The sequence below is a fragment of the Actinomadura scrupuli genome (genome assembly GCF_050971785.1).
In the GTDB taxonomy this organism is placed as follows: Bacteria; Actinomycetota; Actinomycetes; order Streptosporangiales; family Streptosporangiaceae; genus Actinomadura_E; species Actinomadura_E scrupuli.
Map to the genome: position 1 here is coordinate 367,613 of NZ_JBPCCU010000001.1, position 21,217 is coordinate 388,829.

Consider the following 21,217-nt stretch of genomic DNA (forward strand, 5'->3'; position numbering starts at 1 on the left):
GGGCCTTCCGGCCGCCGCGGCCGCCGGGGCTTTGCGGCGGCGATCCCCGCCTGATGGGGCGGTACTTTGAGGAGATGACGATGAAGCCGACCCTCGAGGACATCCGCAGGGCCCCCAAGGTGCTGCTGCACGACCATCTGGACGGGGGAGTGCGGCCGGAGACCATCGTCGATCTGGCCCGGGAGAACGGCTACGACGGGCTGCCCACCACCGACCCGGGCGAGCTGCGCACATGGTTCGCGGACGCGTCGGACTCCGGGTCGCTGGAGCGTTATCTGGAGACCTTCAACCACACGGTCGCGGTGATGCAGAGCGTCGAGGCCCTCGAGCGGGTGGCGTACGAATGCGCCGAGGACCTCGCCGCCGACGGCATCGTCTACGCCGAGGTGCGCTACGCGCCCGAGCTGCACACCAGCACCGGGCTGAGCCTGGAGCAGGTCGTCGAGGCGGTGCTGGAGGGCTTCCGCAGGGGCGGTGCCGAGTTCGGCATCCGGGTCGGCACGCTGGTCACCGCGATGCGGCATCAGGCCCGCAGCATGGAGATCGCCCAGCTGTCGGTGGCCTACCGCGACTCCGGGGTGGTCGGCTTCGACATCGCGGGCGCCGAGGCGGGGTATCCGCCCACCCGGCACCTGGACGCCTTCGAGTACCTGCAACGCGAGAACTCCCACTTCACCATCCACGCCGGTGAGGCGTTCGGGCTGCCGTCGATCTGGCAGGCCATCCAGTGGTGCGGTGCGGACCGCCTCGGCCACGGGGTCCGGATCATCGACGACATCACCGAGGGCAAGACCGAACTCCCCCAGCTCGGCCGGCTGGCCGCGTACGTACGGGACAAGCGGATCCCGCTCGAGATGTGCCCCAGCTCCAACATCCAGACCGGTGCCGCCAAGTCCATCGCCGAGCACCCGATCGGCCTGCTGCGCCGTCTCAACTTCAGGGTCACCGTCAACACCGACAACCGGCTGATGAGCAGGACCAGCCTGTCGGAGGAGTTCGCCAAACTGGTCGAGGTCTTCGACTACGACTGGGACGACCTGCGCTGGTTCACCGTCAACGCGATGAAATCGGCCTTCATCGGCTTCGACGAACGGCTGGAGTTCATCAACGGTGTGATCAAGCCGGGATTCGAGCAGCTCAAATGGCGCTCCGGCCGGCCCTTGGTATGAGAACTCGTATGAGTACACGGGTGGGCACACGGGTCAGAACCGGCATGGGGGCTCGTGTGGCGGCGGGTACGAGGGCCCATGTGGGAGTCGGCATGTGGGGCGAGATACGAGGAACGGTATGACGAGCGGTGCTCCGGGCCGGTTGGTCTTCCGCTCGACGGGCGCCCGGGTCGGTGGCTGGGTGTGGCTGGTGTTCGCCGTGGCCAACCTGGTCGACGTCGCGATACGCGGCCGCGATTCCGCCGCGGTGATCGCCGCGGCGGTGCTGCTGCTGGGGTGCGGGATCGCCTATGTCATCGGCCTGCGACCTCGGGTCGAGGCGGACGAGACCGGGCTGCGGGTGCACAACCCGCTGCGCGACGTCGTGGTCCCCTGGCCGGCCCTTCTGGAGATCACGGCTCCCGACTCCCTTCTGATCGCCTATATCGGTCCGGACGGCGAACGGCACCAGACGCGTTCCTGGGTGCTGCAGACCTCGCCACGTGCCCGGGCCAAGGCCGAGCGCCGGGCCGCCCGCACTCCCGAGGACAAGATCGGCCGGTACCTCCAGGACCGCACCCCCGCCGACTTCGCCGCGGAACAGCTCACCGAACTGGCCCGGGCTCATCGCCCGACCGGCGCGGCCTCCACCGGCAAGACCCGTACCAGCACGGCACCCACGGGCAAGGCTCCGGCCGGCAAGGTGTCCTCCGGCAAGGCCCTCCCGGACAAGGCCGGCGCAGGCTCGGGCGAAGAGCCGGCCGGACGACTCGTCTGGTGGCCACCAGCCGTCCTGGCACTCGTCGGGCCGGCCGTTCTGCTGATCGGCGTGGTCCTCGCCGTGAGTCTCAGCTGACCCAGAGGCATGCCCAGGTCCTGAGGGTCGGCGTCGGGAGGATCGTGGCCGCAACCCTCGTCCAGCACCCCCGCTACGTCGACGTCGCCGACGAACGCTGGGATGAGAACGCCCATTTCATCGCGAACGCCCGCCAGGACATCCCGCGCCTGATCGCCGAAATCAAGCGGCTCCGCCGGCGACTCGAACCAGAGAACCCCTCACGCCCCGAGGCGCAATGACCCTCGTCATTGATCCACGGGTATGGGCTGACAGTCAGTGAGCGGTACGTCTTACTGCCGGTCCTCTGGAATGACGGTATGCCATTTTCCAGAGGGAGCCACCCAGACAAGTAGGCCCGGCCATGGTTGAAAGAGGTGCCATTGCGGGTGCTGCTTCAGCCGATGATGCCGTCTGCACAGCGGCGACAGATTGCAGGAACAGGTCGATCCACCCTGCTGCCAGGCGACGGTGTGGTCGAGGTCGCACCGCTGGACCGGGCGTTCGCAGGTCGGGAAGGCACAGACCCGATACGCATGCTCGATCATCCGCCGCATCGCCGCCGGTGGCCGGTAACCGTCATGGCCATGGCGGTCCGGGTGGCCGGATCCGCTCTGCCTGCCCTGCGCGCCGGTCGTGAGGTCGGTGGAGACGTGCCCGGTGACGGTCTGGCACCAGTGGCTCTTCGCGTCGGCCAGCGTGTTGGACATCGTCTGGAGCGCGGCGGCGATCCGCAGCGCCAAGCCGGTGTGACGGCCGGTCCTTCGGTGCCGGTCGGCCGCCGAGTCGAGGCGCTCGTCGATGACCTCGGCCAGCAAGCCGGTGATCTTCACCGCCGCGTCCGTCACCGCACGCCCATAGTGCTCGCCAGGCTCGTCGTCCCGGCCGACTCGCGGAGACCGGCGATGACCAGGCGTCTCGCCGTGTCCAGGGGCTGCTCCGTGGTCGGCCGCGGCCGACCTGCAGTTCGAGCTCGCCGCCCGGCTCCTTGAATGGGCTCGGCTCGGCCCGTCCGGCCTGCCGCTTTCCTCTGCTGCGCGAGGGGGGTCTTCACTGGGTGGGTCTTCACTGGGTGGGACTTCATTAGGTGGGTCTTCACTGGGCGGAGGGAAACCGGACGGCCACGGGCCGTTCGGCGTCCCGAGATCCGGTGCGCCGGTGGGGCGGGTGGGCCCTGCGGGCTGCCCCGCCCGGCCCTGGCCGGCTGGGATGCCGTCATGGCGTGCCATCGGGCGGGCGGCCGCCTCGTCGCCGTCCGCGCTGTGATGTAGATCGCGGGCGGCGTCGGGAAGGGGAGTGCCACGTAGGAGCGCGACTCCCAGATCGTGCCGAATCGCGTCGATCGGGCGTACGTCACCGTCGGCCTTCATCGCCTGAGCGGCGGCGTTGATCCGGTTGTAGATCACTTCTGCGTCATCTTCGGACATCTCACGGAACGCCAGCTCACACGTACCGGCGACGGTCGCCCATTTCTCCAGGCTGCGCACCTTGTGCGCTCTTCGCCTGCGCTGCTCGGCCGCCTCCGGGTCGACCGCCTTGATCACCTCACGCAGGCGGTGCCGCAACCGGCCCGTGGTGATCACCTGGGCCTCGTCCAGCACCGCCCGCTCGACCAGGGCTGCCGTCTTCGCGTCCACATCGAGCAGCCCGTCGGCGATCACTCGGGCACGCGCGAGGTCGATATGCCCCTTCGCCAGCGCACGGCGGGTCAGCGGAAGCCGATCGGCCAGCTTGGACGCCAGCCCCGCCCACATGCCCGCGGTTCCGCCCGACAACGTCAACGCCAGGGCGATCTCATCGGCGATGAACTCACCAAGCTTCACTGCGGGCGCGTTCTCGTACTGCTCCTCACGACGGCGCACCAGCTCCGCCACGACCACGAGTTCCTGCGACTGCGCCCACGACGTCAGCCGCCGCCAGGCCGCCATCGCGTCCGTCAAGTCGTCGTCGGAAAGCGCGGCGACGTCCAGAGCGTCCAGCGCGGCGGCCACAGCAGGCCCCGGAACACCACCCGGAACCACCGGACCCGCGACATGCGAGTCGTATTCGGCCGCCGCCACTGACACTTTCAACACCCCCAGGCGCCTCAAGTACCTTCATTCGAAAATACTAGCGAACCCTTCAAGGCTTTTCTAGACCTGTCGAAGAATCTTCACAAGCCAATGCCGGTAAGATCGTACTGGTTCTATTGAATGGCATTTCTGTCAAATATGCAGAATGGTGAAATACGGGCCAAACCAGGCCGGGCGACCCCTATCCGCGCCAGAGACACATCAGCCCTGAGCCCGGTAGCGCAGGTACACCACGCCGCCGGCGAAGCGGCGTTCGTCGGCCATGACGAGCTTGGCGCGAACCCCTTCCGGGAAGACGGGCGTGCCTCCGCCCACGACCACGGGCGTGACGAACAGGTGGTATTCGTCCACCAGGCCCGCCCGTATCGCCTCGGCGGCGAGGGCCGGGCCGCCCACGCTGACGTTCCCGTGCTCTTTCAGCGCCCGGACGGCCTCGGGGTCGAAACTCCGCTCAATCCGCGTCCGCGCACTCGACGTGGTCTGCAGCGTGCTCGAATAGACGACCTTGTCCGCGGAGCGCCATATCCCGGCGTAATCCCGCACCGCGGGCGACTGCCCGTCAAGGGAGACGGTCTCCCAGAAGAGCATGACCTCGTACATCCGGCGCCCGTACAGGTACGTCCCGATCCCGCGCTCCAGGTCGTTGACGAAGGCGTGTACCTCCTCGTCCGGCTCAGCCCAGTCGAACCTGCCTTCCGAATCGGCCGTGTAGCCGTCGAGCGACGCGATCGTCGAGTACACCAGCACGCCTGCTCCCTCCATCGCCGGTGCAGACGGTACCAAGGCGCCGCTCGCGTCGGCTGTGGCCGCGCGTCGTCAGGCGAAGGAGAACAGCTCGGACAGGGCGTCGCGGAGGGCGGTGAGCTCGGCGGCCGTCCGGGTGCGAACCTCGGTGACCCCGTCGGCGGAGGTGCCGACCGGGGCGACGATCTCGAGGTAGCACTTGAGCTTCGGTTCGGTTCCCGAAGGCCGTACGACGACCCGGGCGCCGCTGCCCGGCTCTCCGGCACTTCCTGGTGCGGGGTCCAGGCGAAGGCGCAGGCCATCTGTCGGGGGCAGCCCGCCCGCGCCGGTGGCCAGGTCGTCGACCGCCGTGACGGCGCGGCCGGCCAGTCGCGACGGCGGGGCCTTCCGCAGCCGGGCCATGGCGTCGGTGATCAGGGCAAGGTCGTCCACCCGGAAGGAGAGCTGGCCGGTCGCGTGCACGCCGTACCGCCGGGCCTGGTCGTCGAGCAGATCCAGCAGCGTACGGCCGTCGCGTGCGGCCTCGGCGGCCAGCCCGGCGACCGCCAGGGCCGCGCCGATACCGTCCTTGTCGAGGACGACGGGACCGTCGTCGCCGCCCACGCAGTAGCCCAGTGCCTCCTCGTAGCCGAAGACGAACCGGTCGCCGGGCCCCGCGGCCTTGACGATCCACTTGAAGCCGGTGAGCGACTCGGCGAAGCGGACCCCGTGCGCCGCCGCGATCCGGCCCAGCAGGGACGAGGAGACGATGGTGGTCACCACGGTCCGGTCCGGGCCGCTGGTGTGCCGCAGGACGTGCTCGGCGAGCAACCCGCCGACCTCGTCACCGGTCAGCATCCGCCATTCCCGCCCGGCGCCGCCCGTACGGCCGGTCGCCGGATCCGCCGCGACCTGCGGAACCGGCGGGAGCACTGGGGGCAGCGGAACCGCCACGGCGCACCGGTCGGCGTCAGGGTCGTTGGCGATCACCAGATCGGCGCCCCGAACCTCGGCCAGGCGCAGCACCAGGTCCATGGCGCCCGGCTCCTCCGGGTTCGGGAACGCCACGGTCGGAAAGTCCGGGTCGGGAGTGATCTGCTCCTCGACCGGCAGCGGGGCAGGGAATCCGGCGCGCTGGAACGCCTGTGCCAGCGTCTCCGCCCCGACACCGTGCAGCGCCGTGTAGGCCACCGTGACGTCGCGTGCGGTGCCCAGCGGGATCGTGGTGAGCGCCTGGAGGTAGGCCTCGACGATCTCCTCACCGAGTACGGTCCAGTGCTCGCCCAGGGGAAGTTCGTCGACCCGGCCCACCGCGTCGATGGCCGCGGAGATCTCCGTGTCCAGCGGCGGCACGATCTGCGCGCCGTCGCCCCAGTAGACCTTGTAGCCGTTGTCGCGGGGCGGGTTGTGGCTGGCGGTCACCATGACCCCCGCGTCCGCGCCCAGGAACCGTACGGCGAAGGCCAGCACCGGAGTCGGCAGCGTACGCGGCATCAGCCATGCCGTCAGCCCCGCTCCGGTCATGACGGCGGCCGTGTCCCGGGCGAACCGCTCCGACCCGTGCCGCGCGTCATAGCCGATCACCACGGACGGCGTGGACGTTGCGGAACGCAGCAGGCGGGCCGCGAGGCCGGCGGCGGCGCGCATGACGGTGACCCGGTTCATCCGGTTGGGCCCGGCGCCCATCTCCCCGCGGAGCCCCGCGGTGCCGAACTCCAGCTTGGCGCCGAACCGGTCCGTCAGCGCGGCCCGCGCCCCCGCAGCGGTGTTCCCCGCAGCGGTGTCCCCAGCAGCGGTGTTCCCCGCAACGGTGTTCCCCGCAAGGCTGTCCCCAGCAACGGTGTCCCCAGCGGCAGGACCACCAGCAGTGTCCCCGGCATCGGTGTCCCCGGCACCGGTGCCCTCAGCACCAGTGCTCCCGGCTCCCGTATCGCCCGCCTCGGCGTCCAGCAGCGCTCGCAGTTCCGCTCTGGTGGCCGGGTCGGGGTCCTGTGCCAGCCACTCCAGTGCCCGCTCGCGGTACGTGCCCGTCACTGATCGTCTCCCCGCCGTGTTCCGTGCATCAGGACCCGCTCAGAGCTTGCCGGCGACCGTGGCGAGGAGCCCGCCCATCCGCGTGGCGGCGGCCCGGCCGGCGGCGAGCACTTCCTCGTGGTCGAGGTGCTGGTCGGAGAGGCCGGCCGCGACATTGGTGACCAGGGAGATGCCGAGCACCTCGGCGCCGCCCTGGCGGGCCGCGATGGCCTCCAGCACGGTCGACATGCCGACCACGTCGGCGCCCATCGTCCGCAGCATGCGGATCTCGGCGGGCGTCTCGTACGTCGGCCCCCGGAAGGCCGCGTACACGCCCTCGGCGAGCGACGGGTCGGCTTCGCGGGCGAGGGTACGCAGCCGCTGGGAGTAGACCTCGGACAGGTCCAGGAACGTGGCGCCGGTGAGCGGGTTGGCCCCGGTCAGGTTGAGATGGTCGCTGATCAGGACCGGATCGCCGACCCGCTGGGTCTCCGGCCGCAGCCCACCGGCGGCGTTGGTGAGGATCACGGTGCGCACCCCGGCGGCCAGCGCCGTACGGACCCCGTGCACCACCGCGTCCACGCCGCGGCCCTCGTACAGATGCGTCCGGCCGAGGAACACCAGGGCCCGCCTGCCGCCGACGTTCACCGCGCGGATGGTGCCCGCGTGCCCCTCGACCGCCGGGGGCGCGAAGCCCGGCAGCTCGGTGACGGGCAGTTCCACCTCGGCCGGGCCGAGGGCATCGGCGGCCGGCACCCAGCCGGAGCCCATCACCAGGGCGACGTCGAACGCGTCGTGGGTACGGGACCGCAGCTCGTCGGCGGCGGCCTGGGCCAGATCAGAAGCCTCTTTGCTCACGTACCTACGGTAGAGGGCTATTCGCCCAGACTTTTACACGGACGGGTCCGCAGGTCCTTCACGTAGTCGTCCGGGGCGCCGGCCTTCTCCGCCGCGTCGGCCAGAATGCCCAGATAGCGCGCCGACGGCAGGCCGCCCTCGTAGGCGTCCAGGACGTACAGCCAGCACAGGGCGTCGCCGTCCAGGGTCTCCACCCGTACCCGGATCTTGTGGTGCGGGATCAGCCCGTTGCCGCCCCACAGGTCCAGTTCGTGCTCGTCCATCTCCGGCACGTCGTAGATCGCCACGAACACGTGCTCGTCGGCGTCCTCGACGACCGTGGCGAGCGCGCCGTCCCAGCCGACGTCCTGGCCGCCGAAGGTGAGCCGCCATCCCTGCAGCCAGCCGGTTCCGTGCAGGGGCGAATGCGGGGCCCGCTGAGCCATCTGCTCGGGGTCCATGTTGGAGTCGTATGCCGCGTACAAGGCCACGATCCGCAAGGGTACGGCGTCCGGTCGGGAGAACGGCGCAGGGGCACCCGATTTCCCTCTCGTGGTCCTTCTCAAACCCCTACGACTACGCCCAACCACCCCTGAAGGTGAGAAACAATGGACGGGTGACCAGGATCGTGATCATCGGAGGAGGCCCCGGCGGCTACGAGGCCGCTCTCGTCGCGGCACAACTCGGCGCCGACGTGACCGTGGTGGAGCGGGACGGGCCGGGCGGCGCCTGCGTGCTCACCGACTGCGTGCCCTCCAAGACACTCATCGCGACCTCGACCCGGATGGCCGTGATGTCCGAGTCGACCCGGCTGGGTCTGCAGTTCTCCGGCGGATCGGACGGTGAGGTCGGTGGCCTCTTGGCGGACATGGCCGTGGTCAACAAGCGGGTCCGCGACCTGGCCCGGGCACAGTCCTTCGACGTGGCCGAACGGCTGGGCTACGAGGACATCCGGGTCGTGCGGGGCGAGGCCCGGCTGGTCGACCCGCACACCGTCGAGGTCTGCGGGGAGCGGATCTCCACCGACATCGTGCTGATCGCCACCGGCGCGACGCCCCGGGTGCTGCCCGGTGCGGAGCCGGACGGTGAGCGCATCCTCAGCTGGCGGCAGTTGTGGGACCTCCCGGCGCTGCCCGAGGAGCTCATCGTGGTCGGCTCCGGGGTCACGGGAGCTGAGCTGGCCGCCGCCTACCAGGCGCTCGGGTCGAAGGTGACCCTGGTCTCCTCGCGGGATCGCGTGCTGCCCAACGAGGACGCCGACGCCGCCGCGGTGCTCGAAGAGGTCTTCCGGCGCCGCGGCATGAACGTGCTGTCCCGTTCGCGCGCCGGTGCTGTGGAGCGTTCCGGAGACGGCGTCATCGTCACCCTGGAGGACGGCCGCAAGGTCGAGGGCTCGCACTGCCTGATGACGGTCGGCATGGTGCCCAACACCCGCGGCATCGGGCTGGAGGCCGCGGGCGTACGCCTGTCCAGAGGCGGCTTCGTGGAGGTCGACAAGGTCTCGCGCACCTCGGCCTCGCACATCTATGCCGCCGGAGACTGCACCGGTGTCCTCATGCTCGCCTCCGTGGCGGCCATGCAGGGCAGGATCGCCATGTGGCACGCGCTGGGCGAGGCGGTCCAGCCGCTCAAGCTGGGCTGGGTGGCCGCCAACATCTTCACCGACCCGGAGGTCGCCACCGTCGGGGTCTCCCAGCAGATGATCGACACCTGTGAGGTCGACGCCCGCACGGTGATGCTGCCGCTGTCCACCAACCCGCGCGCCAAGATGCAGGGCTTCGAGGACGGCTTCGTCAAGCTGTTCTGCCGTCCCTCCACCGGGATCATCCTGGGCGGCGTGATCGTCGCACCGCGGGCCAGCGAGCTCATCCTGGGGCTGTCGATCGCGGTGCAGCAGCACCTCACCGTGGACCAGCTGGCGCACACGTTTGCGGTCTATCCCTCGCTGTCGGGCAGCCTCACCGAGGCCTCCCGCCGCCTCATGCGCGAGTCCGCGTACTGACCCGGCCTACTCGCCGGGGCGGGTCCGGCGGCCGAGGTCGTCCGGCAGGCCGTGCTGGTGCAGCCGGGACATCCGGATGTCCCCGGCGCTGATCGCCACCACGAAGGTGCTGGCCCCCAGGGCCAGCGCGACGGTGAGGAGACGGATCCACCACTCGCCGGGCAGCAGGGCCAGCACCACGCACACGGGCGTCATGACGGCGAGGTGGCGGACCAGGATCCGGCTCCGCCACCCCACATCGGTCAGATCGTGCCTGACCCAGTCATGGTTGTCGGCCGGCAACCGGAACCCGAGGGCGTAGCGGACGCGCCGCCAGGGCCCCGGGTCGCCCGCCAGCCGGGTCACGGCGGAGCCCGGTCGGGGGCTCCGCCGCTCCGGTCAGAAGTCGCCGCCGCCGAAGTCCCCGCCGCCGCCGAAGTCGCCGCCGCCGAAGTCCCAACCGCCGCCTGCGTCACCGGAGTCACCGCCGAAGTCGATTCCGCCGCCACCGGAGTCGTTACCACCCCAGCCGCCGCCGAAACCGCCGCCCCAGCCGCCACCGAACATCGAGCCGATCGCGGTGCCGATGAGCAGCCCGCTCAGCATGTCCCCGCCGCCGTAGCCCGAGTAGTAGCCGCCGGCGTACGGGGCGTACGCGGGCCCCGCGTCGTAGTACGGCGTGCGCCGGCCACCGACCTCGACCAGCCGCGTGTCGGGGCTCTCGCCCCGCATGATGCGGGCGGCGTCGTCCGCGCAGGCGGGCACCGAACGCGGCATGCCGCCCATCGGCGCCCAGCTGACGTCCTGGACCGACGGGCCGTGCTGCGGGTTGAAGAAGCAGGGCGCGCGCCGCTCGGGCACGGGCTCACCGGCGAGCCGGGCCCGGACCGCCATCATGGAGTAGCGGCCCTCCTCGAGCGCCTTGGTGACCAGGGTCATGTCCTCGGGCCGCTGGGCCCGCTCGGTCGCGGTCTTCGCCGAGTCGTAGGAGTCGAGCGCCCGGGTGTAGTCCTCGCGCGCCTCGGCGGGCAGGTTCGGGTCGGTGATGGCCAGGTCCAGCCCGCTGATGTCCTCGCCGAGCCGGGTCACGTCCTCTTCGACGCTCGACTTCAGCTCCGCCATCTGCTGGGCCTGGCGGTCGCGCTTCTTCTTGCGCGCGACGAGGAAGAGCCCGGCTCCACCGGCCGCGAGCAGCACCAGGACGCCAAGGACCACCGCGGTGGTGGTCGCGCTGGAGGACGCCTTGTCCTTGGCCTTCTTGTCGGCCAGCTGGGCGAACGTGATCACCCGCGTCTTGATGTCGCCGCCGCTCGCCTGGCTGACGAGCCGGTTGAGCTCGTTGCCGGACAGCACGCCCTTCTTGGCGATGCCCGCGATCTTGTCGTCGGCCGTGACGGCGAGGTAGACCTCACCCTTGCCGACCCGCTGCTGCACCGACCTGAGCATCTGCACGAGCTGCCGCTGGGTGACGCCGTCCTGGGTGCTCTTGGTCACCACGACCCGGATGTCGACGTTCTTGGCGTTGTTCAGCGCCATGCGGATCGCTTCCTGGTCGGACGGCGACAGGGCGGTCGGCACGTCCGTGGAGACGTACAGCTTGCTGCTGCGCAGTCCGTTGGCGATCTGGGACACGTCGTCGGCCTGGGCCGGCGCCATGAAGCCGAACAGCAGCACGCCGATGATCGCGAGGACGGCGGGCAGAGCGAGGCGGCGTACGGTGCGCACCCGCCTCGTGGTGGTCAACTGGGTGGTCAACTCGGAGCTCATAGGTTAAGTCTCCTCCTTCGCTCACAGGGACGAACCACGGACGGCTTTGGTTCCGTCCGTCACCTGCTGTGATGGAGGTCGCCGGGGCCCCCGCCGGATGGCGTCGTCGCGGGGGCGGGCCGGCGGGTCAGTCCTTGATCTCGCAGATGGCGGCGCCGCTGGTGACGGTCTGGCCGACCTCGGCGGACAGACCGGTGACGGTGCCCGCCTTGTGCGCGGTGAGCGGCTGCTCCATCTTCATGGCCTCCAGGACCACGATGGTGTCGCCGGCCGCGACGGTGGCGCCCTCCTCCCCCACGACCTTGACGATGGTGCCCTGCATGGGGCTGACCAGCGCGTCCCCGCCGGCCGCGGCGCCGGCCTTCTTGCCGCCGGCCCGGCGGGGCGGCTGGGCCCCGGAGCCGCGCCCCTGGCCGCCGGCGCCCGAGGCGCCCAGCCCGGCGGGGAGTACGACCTCGATGCGCTTGCCGCCGACCTCGACGGTCACCGTCTCGCGTTCGGCCTGCCCGTCCTGGTCCACCGGCCCCTCGTAGGGCGGGATCCGGTTGTCGAACTCGGTCTCGATCCACCGGGTGTGCACGGTGAACGGGTCGGAGATGAAGGCGGCGTCGTGCAGGACGGCCTGGTGGAAGGGCAGCACGGTCGGCATGCCCTCGAGCACGAACTCGGCCAGCGCCCGCCGGGACCGCTCGATGGCCTGCCGGCGGGTGGCGCCGGTGACGATCAGTTTGGCGACCAGGGAGTCGAACGCCTGCGGGACGGTCTGGCCCCGGTCGTAGCCGGTGTCCAGCCGTACGCCCGGACCGGACGGCGGCTGCCACGCGGTCACGGTGCCCGGCGCGGGCAGGAAGCCCCGGCCGGCGTCCTCGGCGTTGATCCGGAACTCGATGGAGTGACCGCGCAGCTCCGGGTCGTCGTAGCCCAGGGGTTCGCCGTCGGCGATCCGGAACATCTCGCGGACCAGGTCGATCCCCGAGACCTCCTCGCTGACGGGGTGCTCCACCTGCAGCCGGGTGTTGACCTCCAGGAAGGAGATGGTGCCGTCCTGCCCGACGAGGAACTCGCAGGTGCCGGCGCCGACATAGCCCGCCTCGCGCAGGATCGCCTTGGAGGAGGTGTAGAGCAGGTCGATCTGGGCCTGGGAGAGGAACGGCGCGGGCGCCTCCTCGACCAGCTTCTGGTGCCGGCGCTGCAGCGAGCAGTCACGGGTGGAGATCACCGCGACGGCGCCGTGCTTGTCGGCCAGGCACTGGGTCTCGACGTGCCGGGGCCTGTCGAGGTAACGCTCGACGAAGCACTCACCGCGGCCGAAGGCGCCGACCGCCTCACGCACCGCGGAGTCGTACAGCTCGGGGATCTCCTCCAGGGTGCGGGCGACCTTCAGGCCGCGCCCGCCGCCGCCGAAGGCCGCCTTGATCGCGATCGGCAGGCCGTTCTCCCGGGCGAACTCGACGACCTCGTCGGCCCCCGACACCGGGTCGGCGGTACCGGCGACGAGCGGGGCGCCGACCTTCTGGGCGATGTGCCGGGCCTGCACCTTGTCGCCCAGCGCGGTGATCGCGGCGGGGGGCGGGCCGATCCAGATCAGCCCGGAGGCCTCGACCCGCTCGGCGAAGGAGGCGTTCTCGGCCAGGAAGCCGTAGCCGGGGTGCACCGCGTCGGCCCCGCAGTCAGCGGCGATCTTGAGGAGCTTCTCGATGTCCAGGTAGCTCTCGGCCGCCGTCCGGCCGCCGAGGGCGTGGGCCTCGTCGGCCACGCGCACGTGCAGCGCGTCGAGGTCGGGTTCCGCGTATACGGCGACGCTCGCCAGCCCCGCATCCCTGCAGGCACGGGCGATACGGACCGCGATCTCACCACGATTGGCGATCAGGACCTTGCGCAACGTACGTCTCCTTGACTCGACCTGGACGGCAGTCTAGGCAACCGGGATTTCTGACTTCCGTAAGCCCCTCCTTATTGATGGATTGCTCCGAGGAGGGAGGGGGCTGACCTGGATCCCGATGGATTGCGCCGAGGAGGGAGGGGGCTGACCTGGATCCCCATGGATTGGCGTGAAGCAGCAGGCCTTGAACTGGATGTGAGGGATTAGCCGCAAGTAGGAGTGCTTGACCTGGATCCTGCTAGTCATCGGTACCGTCACACTCCTGCGGCGCCTCCCAATCCCTGGCTCTGCCGCTTTCCGAAAGGAACCCCATGCCTGCCAAGTCCGCGGCCGCCAGATCCGGATCCGCCCGAGCCCGGTTCAGCCCCGGTCGCCGGGGCGGGATCGCCATCGCCGTCGTCATGGTGATCGTCGCGCTGGTGACCCTGCCCAACCTGTTCGGTGGCTTCGACCGTACGACCGGCGGTGAGATCGCGGTCGTGCGCAACGGCGGGATGTTCGACAACAACCGGATCCGGCAGATCATCGACCCGGGATCGAGCATGACCTGGATCGGCTGGGGCTCGAAGAGCCACAAGTACCCGGCGCAGCAGCGGTTCTACACCATCACCTCGGACGTGAGGCGCGGTGAGCGGGTCGGCGTCGACGTGGTGACGGTGCCGTCGTCCGACGGCGTCAACATGGGCATCGAGGGCACCCTCTACTTCACTCTCAACACCGACCACGCGACGCTGAAGACGTTCGACGACAAGTTCGGCACCCGGAAGTTCACCGGCGCGGACGGCAAGGCGCGGTTCGCCTGGGACGGCGACGACGGCTGGGCCACCTTCCTCGACCAGATCATCCGGCCGGTGATCGACAACGACCTCCGCACCCAGATCAACAGCTTCCGCTGCGCCGAGCTGGTCTCGTCCTGCGCGCTGGTCCAGAACGCCTCCGCCCCCGGGCAGCAGGCGCCGGCGGCCGGGCAGGTACAGAACAACAACGGCAACATCGCCAAGGTGCAGAGCGCGATCAACACCAGCCTGGAGCAGGACCTGCTCCAGACGCTCGGCGCGAAGTTCCTCACCAACCTGCACTTCAACCTGTCCAGGGTGACCCTGCCGACCTCGGTCCAGGGCGCGGTGGACCGGGCCCAGGCCGCGTTCGCCACCGTCAGTGAGGCGCAGGCGAAGGTCGCGCAGGCCCGTGCCGAGGCCGCGGCGAACAAGGCCCGGCAGGAGGGTTACACCAAGTGCCCGACCTGCGCCAAGATCGAGGAATTGAAGGCCCTCCCGCAGGGCATCACGGTCTACGCGCCGGGCAATCCGGGCGGCATCGCGGTACCAGGAAAGTAGCGGTCATGCGCGTCCTGCTCTTCGTCGTCGAGGCGGCCGTCGTGGTCGGGGTCGGCTGGGTGATCTATCTCCTGGTCCGGCCCCGGGGCTCTCGCGAGCTCGAGTCCGCCGCGGACTGGGAGGTCCACACCGAGTCGGGCGGTGGCGTGACGACCGTGGTGGTCCGTCAGATCGCTCCGGGGGCGCGGGGCGGACCCGCCGAGCTGGGGCGCCAGGTGGTCGGCACCGTGCCCGACGACGCCCAGGACTGGGACGGGGCCTACCACCTGCTCATGGCCGAGGCCCGCTCGCGGGTGGCCGCGTTGCGCTCCCAGTCCGAGTGAACCGGCCCGGATCACCCCGGCCCGGGTGCTCCCGGGCCGAGGTGAGCCCTGCCTGTCAGGCGGTGCGGGCGTAGCGCTTGCGGAACCTCTCGACCCGGCCGGTGGTGTCGAGCTCGCGCTGCCGGCCGGTGTAGAAGGGGTGGCTCGCCGCGGAGACGTCCACGTCGATCACCGGGTAGGTCCGGCCGTCCGCCCACTCGATCGTCCGTGCGCTGGTGGCCGTGGACCGGGTGAGGAAGACATCGCCGGTGCCGCGGTCGCGGAACGCGACGGGACCGTAGGCGGGGTGGATGGAGTTCTTCATCGTTCCTCCCGGAAGAGCACATGCTGGCGGGCGATCGGGTCGTACTTGCGGAGGGTGAGCCGGCCGGGGTCGTTCCGCCGGCTCTTGGTGGTCACGTAGGTGAAGCCCGAGCCGGTGGTGGCCCTGAGCCGGATCACCGGTCGCTTCTCGTTCCTGGCCATGTCCCTGTAAGGAAACCGGAACCGTTTTCATTCCCGTCCCACCGTGCGGGCCCGGCGCGGGCCCCGGCGCGGCGAGGGGCAGCGGCTCGCCACGTCGCCGGGGCGGCTCCGGCCTGACCCGCGCGTGGCCGCATGCGGCCATTCGTCACCGTCGTGAATATCCCCGTATCCGCATCAGATCGGCAATGTTCCCCTGGAATCGGTAATCGTGGGGTCGTACGCTGGACGCCCATGCCGAAATGATGTTCCGTCCGTGCCTCACCCAGCGGTGATCGGATTGGATCGGGGGAGTGGGAAAGCGTCCACCAGTTCTCTTCATCGAGTTACCCGGCTCTGTGGATATGGCAATCATCGGCAGAGCCGCACGGATGGCCGGAGTTAGTCGAGCGGCCCCGACGAGGGCAGGCTCTTTCTGCAACGAAGGGATCGGATCATGAGTGGAGACAGGCGCGGCGCGAACATCGCGGTGCTGGAACAGCTCGCCCGGGACTTCAACAAGCACTCGAAGAACCTCGATGCTCTGATCAAGGATCTCAACTCCAAGACCGAGAGCAGCCGGAACGACTGGTGGGGCCCGAATGCGGAACGGTTCCGCAGCGCCTGGCAGGAGGCGCGCAGTGCCTTCGAGAAGATGGCGGTGGCCCTCGAGGACGGCTCGCAGGACATCAAGAGGTCGCAGCAGAACATCGAGGCCGCGACCCGCTGACGATCGGGACGGACCCACTGCGGGCCCCGGCCGGGATGCCCGGCCGGGGCCCGCGTGGGTGGGTGCCCGGCGGGCCGCTATTCGCCGGCGCCCGGACCGGGACCTCGCGACTCCTCGGGCGAGCGGGCGGCGCGGGACCGGTGGTGGGTGCCGTCGTGGCGGCCGTGGTGCAGCTCCAGCCCGAAGGCCGAGCCCAGGTCGTCCGCGTACGGATCGGCCCAGGCGCCATCGACCAGTCGTGGCTGGTCGAGCGGTGATCGGTGCCGGCCCGGGCGCCGGCTCTGCGGTGATCTCCATCGTTCGTTCACGGCATGACCCTGCCATGCCCAGTCAGATCGTTTCAGCGGAACGTAGTCAATTGACTACACAGGGTTCTGTCAGGGTCAGGGTCAGTCCTGCCCGGCGGGCGGCAATGCCACCTGGATCTGGGTGTGGACGCCGGTGGCGACGAGCAGGCCTCGGCCGACCGGCCCGCCCATCGAGGCGTTGCGCGGCAGCCGGAGCCCGAAGATGTCGCCGTCCTCCGCCGACTCGATCGACAGCAGCAGCCCGGACCGGGACCGCCGGGTGTCGGAGAGGAATCCCCGGTAGCCCCGCGACAGGTCCTGGGTGGTCCCGCCCACGATGACCGCGTGCTCGCCGTCCCGGGCGCTGCGCAGCACCCTGGCCAGGGCGTCGTCCAGGTCGGTCTCGTCCAGCAGCTCGGCGTCGTCGACCACCACGACGTAGCGGTCCTCCTCCTCCACCAGCGCGCTCAGCTCGGCCTCCTCGGCGGAGCCGTCCAGCACTCCCAGCACCCCGCGCTGCCCGGCGAGCTGCCGCAGCGGCGAGCGTCGCGGGGTGATGAGCACCACCGGCACCAGCCCCCCGCCGGTGGCCGGGTCCAGCAGCGAGGAGACCATCGTGCGCAGCGTGGTGGACCGGCCGGACCGCGGCGGCCCGGCGACCATGAACCCCGGCCCGTCGGCCAGCAGGTCGATGCCCACGGGCGCCAGCGCGTCCCCGCCCACGCCGACCAGCGCCCACAGCCGGGAGGGCGCCAGGGCCTCCGGATCGAGCGCCAGCGCCTCGCGGTAGGTCACCCGTACGGGAAGCTCGTCCACGTGCAGCGGGCGCAGCGAGCGCGGCAACCGGCCGTAGCGCGACGCGCACGAGCGGGCCAGCGCCTGCAGCGCCGCGACCTGCCCGGTACCGGAGGCGTCGTCGCCGAGCAGCCCCACCTGCGACTCGCGCAGCGGCCCGTTCGCCACGACCTGCTCCAGCACCCGGCCCGGCGGCATCTCCGACGGCACCGAACGCTCGTTGAACCCGGCATAGCCGTAGTCGGCCGGATCGGCCATCCGCAGCACCAGCCGGCGGTCGAAGACCGTCGAGACCTGACCGCCCAGCCCGGACCGGTCGCCGGCGAAGACACCGCGCAGCCCGACCGCCGCGCCCTCCCGCAGCAGTTGCAGTACGGCGGTGACCAGGCGCCCGTAGTCGTAGTGCTCGAAGGCGGCGACGAAGCCCTCCCACCGGTCGAGCAGCAGCAGCATCCAGGGCAGCCGCTCCGCCGCCGGGACCGCGGCCCGCTGCTCGGCCAGCGAGGCGAACCCGGCCTCGGCCAGCAGCTGCTGCCGCCGGGACACCTCGGCGGACAGCGCGCTGATGAGCCGTTCGACGCGGTCGAGCTGGTCCCGCCCCACCACGGCCCCGCAGTGCGGCAGGGCCACCAGGGGCAGCAGCGCCCCGGCCCCGCAGTCGATCGCGTACAGATGGACGTCATAGGGCGAGCACGAGCCGGCCACCGCGCCCGCCAGCGACCGCAGCGCCGTCGACCGGCCCGACCGCGCCGACCCGGCGATGTAGACGTGGCCGCCCGCGGCGAGGTCCAGGGAGAGCGCGCCCCGCGACTGCACCTCCGGCACGTCGGTCACCCCGAACTCGATCGGGGGCAGGTCCACCACCGATCCACCGGCCGCGACCCGCGGCGACAGCGCCAGCCGCTCCGGCAGCGGCTCCAGCCACGGGGACGGCTGGACCGGGATCCGTGCCCGCGCCGCCGCCTCGCGCACCGCCTCCACCAGGACGGACAGGTCGGTGACCATGGACTCGTCCGCGTCGGGCTCGGCCTTCCCGCCGGGCGCCGGCCGGCCCAGGTCGTGCCACTCCAGCGTGCGCACCGAGGCCGCCGGGGCCGCCGACGGCTCGGACGCGCCGCCGGGCCGCCGGCCTCCGATGCGCGCCGACTGTACGGCGTGCAGCGAGGACCCTCCGGCCCGTACGTAACAGCGACCGGGGGTGGCCTTGGAGATCTTGACGGCGTCGATCGCGTCCAGCACGTCGGTGGACTCGTCGGCGTCGGTGACCCGCAGCGCGATCCGCAGGTTGGTGTTGGCCCGGATGTCGGCGGTCACCACGCCCGCCGGGCGTTGCGTGGCCAGGATCAGATGGACGCCCAGCGACCGGCCCCGGCGGCCGATGTCGACCAGCCCGGTCATGAACTCGGGCAATTCCGCGACCATCGCGGCGAACTCGTCGATCACCAGGACCAGCCGGGGCATCGGCTCCAGCGCCGGTGTCCGCGGGCCGAACCGGCCGTGCGCCCCGGGCGGCCGGTCACCGCTCCGCCCGGCCGCGGAGACCAGGCGGTCGGCCTGGTGCCGGAGGTCGTGGTAGTCCTCGATGTCCTTGGCGCCGGCGCGCAGCAGGATCTCCTCCCGCCGCCGCAGCTCGGCGGCGAGCGACTCCAGGGCGCGTTCGGTCAGGTGCCCGTCCAGGTCGGTGACCATGCCGACGGTGTGCGGCAGCTCCGCGCAGTCCTTGAACGCCGCGCCGCCCTTGTAGTCGATGAGCACGAACGTCATCTCGTCGGGCCGGTTGGCCACCGCCAGCGAGGCGATCAGGGTCTGCAGCAGTTCGGACTTGCCCGCGCCGGTGGTGCCGGCGATCAGCCCGTGCGGCCCGTCCGTGCGCAGGTCGAGGGAGAAGGGCCCGTCGGTGGTCAGGCCGATCGGCACCCGGGTCCCCGCCTGCGAGCCCTTCCCGTCGTCGGCGGACCTGGACCACCTGGCGAGCACGTGGTCGGCGGTCGGGTTGGGCATGCCCAGCAGTTCCAGCAGCCGGGCCGACACCGGCAGCCCGCTCTCGGAGTCCTCCCGCGAGACGTCCCGCACGGGCGCCAGCGCGCGGGCCAGCCGGTCGCACCAGGCGGGCGAGACCTGGTCGGCCAGGACCCGTCCGACGGTGTCGAGGCCGTGCCCCCGCAGCCGCACCGAGTCCGGCCGGTCCCAGTCCCAGGCCGCGACGGCCCGGCACTCCTCCGGCAGCATCCGTTCGTCGTCGTCCACGCAGAGCGCGTACACGCCGTGCTCGGGGCCGTGCGCCAGCACCTGCGGCATGCCGGGCACCCGGCGCAGCATCCGGGCGCCGTCCAGCACCACCAGGATGTTGTACGGCGGCGCGCCGGCCGGGCCGGAGCCCCCTCCGAACGGGCTGGTGGTCGCCTGTGCCGCGCGGCGGCGCTCGGTGATGCGGATCGCCAGCTCGGTCACCCGGTGCGCCACCGATTCGGGGTCGGTGCCGACCAGGACGGAGCAGTCCTCGCCCTCGTGGGGGGCGCAGTGCGGCAGCCAGCGCACCCAGTTCCACTGCTCCGCGGCGCCGGCGTCGTCCCCGGCCGGGCCGGAGTCCGCGCAGAGCACGACGACGGCCAGGTCACGCGGGCTGTGCAGCGCCGCGGCCTGCGCGACCATCCAGCGGGCCAGCGCGCGGGAGTCCTTCCGGGGACCGGTCAGGCCGATGACGCCCAGCTCGGCCAGCGGCAGCGCCACCGGCACCGTCCTGGCAACCGGGGGCCGGTCCTCGCCCTCCGCGGCCCCGGCCAGCTCGATGCGGGCGGGCTGGTCGGCCAGCCCGACCCGGAGGTGGAGGGTGTCCGGGTCGGTGATCCGCCGTTCCCACAGCCGCTTGCGCGGCCCGGTCGCGGTCAGCAGCACCTCGGCCGGGTCGGGATGGAACGCGCGCCGCTCCCGCTCGTCCTCCTGCCGGAGCAGCTCCAGGGCGCCGTCGAAGTCCGCGACCTTCTGGTGGTAGGCCTTGAGCGCCTTCTTGTACGACTTGCGCCCGTGCAGCCGGTCGCCGATCCACTCGCCGACCTGCATGACCGGCCAGCTCAACGCGAACAGCGCCCACCACCACTGCTTGAGCGCGAACGCCATCACCAGCCCGAACACCGAGAACAGCAGGGCCCCGAACAGCCGCAGCCGCTGCTTGTCGTTGCGCTCGGGCCGCTGCGGCACGTCGAGGCGCTTGGGCCGCTGGAACGGGGTGATGCGCGGCGGCCGGTTGTAGGCCAGCCCGCCCTCGTCGAGCGGCTCCAGATGCGTGTCGGCGGCGGAGCTGGGCGCCAGCGTCAGGACCGAGGAGCCGACCATCAGGATGCCGCCCTCCGCCCACTCGGTCTTGGCCTCGATCGGCAGCCCGTCCAGGGTGGCCTGGGTGTTGTTGGAAGCCTCCACGGTGACGCGGTCGCGCTCCACGATGACCCGCAGCGAACGGCCCGGGACGGCCGGGTCGCCGAGCCGCAGATCGGCGTCCTGGGAGGTGCCGAGGGTCGTGGTGCCGATGCCCAGCCGGTGCACCGCGCCGGCGGCCGGGCCGCCGGCCACCCGGATCTCGACCAGGCCGGTCGGCTCGGTCAGCACCGTCGCCGGTGCGCTGCCCTGCTCGACGGTGACCATGGCGCCGTCCCGGAGCGCCTTGACGGCCCTGGCCGCGGGGTCCAGCATCCGGCCGTTCATCCACAGCGCGCGCGGGGCCGGGGCGGGTGCGGACTTGGCCAGCCAGTGCGCGCGGGGGTGCGGGAGGACCTCGGCCAGCTCTCCTTGGGGCCGCCGGTCCTGATCCGGTGTTTCCGCTGGAGAGCCGGTGTTCAGCGTGCCGAAAAGCGATCTCGCGACGCTCTCCACCGTCATATCGGAATCGCCATTGATCACAAGGTCCCGGGGGCCGTGACCGGTCAGCGCCGTGAGCGAGATCCGCATTCGTGTCCTCCGCCGTTCTGCCTGCGGCCACCCTAATTCGCCCCCTCCCGGCCGCGCCGGGCGCTTGGCGGTGTTCCATTGCCCGTACCCTCGCTCGCACCGGC

At 71.3% G+C, this 21,217-nt stretch carries 19 protein-coding genes; 7 read left to right on the forward strand and 12 right to left on the reverse strand.

Going from position 1 to position 21,217, the window contains the following annotated elements:
• Positions 1-74: 74 nt before the first annotated feature.
• The 3 genes from ACRYCC_RS01795 to ACRYCC_RS01805 all read left to right on the forward strand — a co-directional run bounded on the left by ACRYCC_RS01795 (position 75) and on the right by ACRYCC_RS01805 (position 2,225).
• Entirely contained in the window at positions 75-1,169 is a 1,095-nt protein-coding gene (locus ACRYCC_RS01795; RefSeq protein WP_433807950.1) for an adenosine deaminase, read from the forward strand.
• Positions 1,170-1,287: 118 nt separating this feature from the next.
• Positions 1,288-2,004: a PH domain-containing protein gene (locus ACRYCC_RS01800; RefSeq protein WP_433807952.1), complete on the forward strand. Its 717-nt coding sequence runs from the start codon at positions 1,288-1,290 to the stop codon at positions 2,002-2,004.
• 44 nt (positions 2,005-2,048) lie between these two features.
• Positions 2,049-2,225, forward strand: a complete 177-nt coding sequence (locus tag ACRYCC_RS01805) for a hypothetical protein (protein ID WP_433807954.1) — start codon at positions 2,049-2,051, stop codon at positions 2,223-2,225.
• A 51-nt stretch (positions 2,226-2,276) separates the two neighbouring features.
• Here ACRYCC_RS01805 and ACRYCC_RS01810 read toward each other — a convergent pair whose 3' ends face one another.
• From ACRYCC_RS01810 to ACRYCC_RS01830, 5 genes are all read right to left on the reverse strand, one after another.
• A complete protein-coding gene (locus ACRYCC_RS01810) occupies positions 2,277-3,974 on the reverse strand; it encodes an HNH endonuclease signature motif containing protein (protein ID WP_433807956.1) in 1,698 nt (565 codons plus the stop codon).
• A 282-nt stretch (positions 3,975-4,256) separates the two neighbouring features.
• Positions 4,257-4,802, reverse strand: a complete 546-nt coding sequence (locus ACRYCC_RS01815) for a dihydrofolate reductase family protein (protein WP_433807958.1) — start codon at positions 4,800-4,802, stop codon at positions 4,257-4,259.
• 69 nt (positions 4,803-4,871) lie between these two features.
• Positions 4,872-6,812: a phospho-sugar mutase gene (locus ACRYCC_RS01820; RefSeq protein WP_433807960.1), complete on the reverse strand. Its 1,941-nt coding sequence runs from the start codon at positions 6,810-6,812 to the stop codon at positions 4,872-4,874.
• Positions 6,813-6,851: 39 nt separating this feature from the next.
• Positions 6,852-7,649, reverse strand: a complete 798-nt coding sequence (locus ACRYCC_RS01825) for a purine-nucleoside phosphorylase (RefSeq protein ID WP_433807962.1) — start codon at positions 7,647-7,649, stop codon at positions 6,852-6,854.
• A 17-nt stretch (positions 7,650-7,666) separates the two neighbouring features.
• A complete protein-coding gene (locus tag ACRYCC_RS01830) occupies positions 7,667-8,119 on the reverse strand; it encodes a gamma-glutamylcyclotransferase family protein (protein WP_433807964.1) in 453 nt (150 codons plus the stop codon).
• Between the two features lie 125 nt (positions 8,120-8,244).
• Here ACRYCC_RS01830 and ACRYCC_RS01835 point away from each other — a divergent pair, with 125 nt between their 5' ends.
• Positions 8,245-9,630, forward strand: coding sequence for an NAD(P)H-quinone dehydrogenase (locus tag ACRYCC_RS01835; protein WP_433807966.1), 1,386 nt, complete (start codon positions 8,245-8,247; stop codon positions 9,628-9,630).
• Between the two features lie 6 nt (positions 9,631-9,636).
• Here ACRYCC_RS01835 and ACRYCC_RS01840 read toward each other — a convergent pair whose 3' ends face one another.
• The 3 genes from ACRYCC_RS01840 to ACRYCC_RS01850 all read right to left on the reverse strand — a co-directional run bounded on the left by ACRYCC_RS01840 (position 9,637) and on the right by ACRYCC_RS01850 (position 13,258).
• Positions 9,637-9,975: a DUF5313 family protein gene (locus ACRYCC_RS01840; RefSeq protein WP_433807967.1), complete on the reverse strand. Its 339-nt coding sequence runs from the start codon at positions 9,973-9,975 to the stop codon at positions 9,637-9,639.
• A gap of 33 nt (positions 9,976-10,008) precedes the next feature.
• Entirely contained in the window at positions 10,009-11,376 is a 1,368-nt protein-coding gene (locus ACRYCC_RS01845; protein WP_433807968.1) for a hypothetical protein, read from the reverse strand.
• A 127-nt stretch (positions 11,377-11,503) separates the two neighbouring features.
• Positions 11,504-13,258: an acetyl/propionyl/methylcrotonyl-CoA carboxylase subunit alpha gene (locus ACRYCC_RS01850; protein ID WP_433807970.1), complete on the reverse strand. Its 1,755-nt coding sequence runs from the start codon at positions 13,256-13,258 to the stop codon at positions 11,504-11,506.
• Between the two features lie 311 nt (positions 13,259-13,569).
• Between ACRYCC_RS01850 and ACRYCC_RS01855 the strand changes: the two genes are divergently transcribed.
• Both ACRYCC_RS01855 and ACRYCC_RS01860 read left to right on the forward strand, forming a co-directional pair.
• A complete protein-coding gene (locus ACRYCC_RS01855) occupies positions 13,570-14,595 on the forward strand; it encodes an SPFH domain-containing protein (protein ID WP_433807972.1) in 1,026 nt (341 codons plus the stop codon).
• Between the two features lie 5 nt (positions 14,596-14,600).
• Complete coding sequence (locus ACRYCC_RS01860) at positions 14,601-14,918, forward strand: hypothetical protein (protein WP_433807974.1); 318 nt, start codon at positions 14,601-14,603, stop codon at positions 14,916-14,918.
• Positions 14,919-14,973: 55 nt separating this feature from the next.
• Here ACRYCC_RS01860 and ACRYCC_RS01865 read toward each other — a convergent pair whose 3' ends face one another.
• Entirely contained in the window at positions 14,974-15,222 is a 249-nt protein-coding gene (locus ACRYCC_RS01865; RefSeq protein ID WP_433807976.1) for a type B 50S ribosomal protein L31, read from the reverse strand.
• Positions 15,219-15,383, reverse strand: coding sequence for a 50S ribosomal protein L33 (gene rpmG / locus ACRYCC_RS01870; RefSeq protein ID WP_433807978.1), 165 nt, complete (start codon positions 15,381-15,383; stop codon positions 15,219-15,221). Before rpmG ends, ACRYCC_RS01865 begins: the two co-directional genes overlap by 4 nt.
• A gap of 433 nt (positions 15,384-15,816) precedes the next feature.
• On the opposite strand from rpmG, the gene ACRYCC_RS01875 reads away from it, so the two are divergent.
• A complete protein-coding gene (locus tag ACRYCC_RS01875; protein ID WP_433807980.1) occupies positions 15,817-16,089 on the forward strand; it encodes a WXG100 family type VII secretion target in 273 nt (90 codons plus the stop codon).
• Between the two features lie 77 nt (positions 16,090-16,166).
• Here the strand turns inward: ACRYCC_RS01875 and ACRYCC_RS01880 are convergent, their stop codons facing one another.
• Positions 16,167-16,397, reverse strand: coding sequence for a hypothetical protein (locus tag ACRYCC_RS01880; protein ID WP_433807982.1), 231 nt, complete (start codon positions 16,395-16,397; stop codon positions 16,167-16,169).
• 81 nt (positions 16,398-16,478) lie between these two features.
• Positions 16,479-21,113 carry a type VII secretion EssC family protein gene (locus ACRYCC_RS01885; protein ID WP_433807984.1) on the reverse strand — a complete coding sequence of 1,545 codons (4,635 nt, stop codon included), beginning with the start codon at positions 21,111-21,113 and terminating at the stop codon, positions 16,479-16,481.
• Positions 21,114-21,217 lie beyond the last annotated feature (104 nt).

Excerpts from the sequence above, each read along its gene's own strand:
- ACRYCC_RS01875 (WP_433807980.1), top strand. The coding sequence starts at position 15,817 with ATGAGTGGAGACAGGCGCGGCGCGAACATCGCGGTGCTGGAACAGCTC.
- ACRYCC_RS01865 (WP_433807976.1), bottom strand. The coding sequence starts at position 15,222 with ATGAAGAACTCCATCCACCCCGCCTACGGTCCCGTCGCGTTCCGCGAC.
- ACRYCC_RS01845 (WP_433807968.1), bottom strand. The coding sequence starts at position 11,376 with ATGAGCTCCGAGTTGACCACCCAGTTGACCACCACGAGGCGGGTGCGC.
- rpmG (WP_433807978.1), bottom strand. The coding sequence starts at position 15,383 with ATGGCCAGGAACGAGAAGCGACCGGTGATCCGGCTCAGGGCCACCACC.
- ACRYCC_RS01800 (WP_433807952.1), top strand. The coding sequence starts at position 1,288 with ATGACGAGCGGTGCTCCGGGCCGGTTGGTCTTCCGCTCGACGGGCGCC.
- ACRYCC_RS01860 (WP_433807974.1), top strand. The coding sequence starts at position 14,601 with ATGCGCGTCCTGCTCTTCGTCGTCGAGGCGGCCGTCGTGGTCGGGGTC.
- ACRYCC_RS01885 (WP_433807984.1), bottom strand. The coding sequence starts at position 21,113 with ATGCGGATCTCGCTCACGGCGCTGACCGGTCACGGCCCCCGGGACCTT.
- ACRYCC_RS01855 (WP_433807972.1), top strand. The coding sequence starts at position 13,570 with ATGCCTGCCAAGTCCGCGGCCGCCAGATCCGGATCCGCCCGAGCCCGG.
- ACRYCC_RS01795 (WP_433807950.1), top strand. The coding sequence starts at position 75 with ATGACGATGAAGCCGACCCTCGAGGACATCCGCAGGGCCCCCAAGGTG.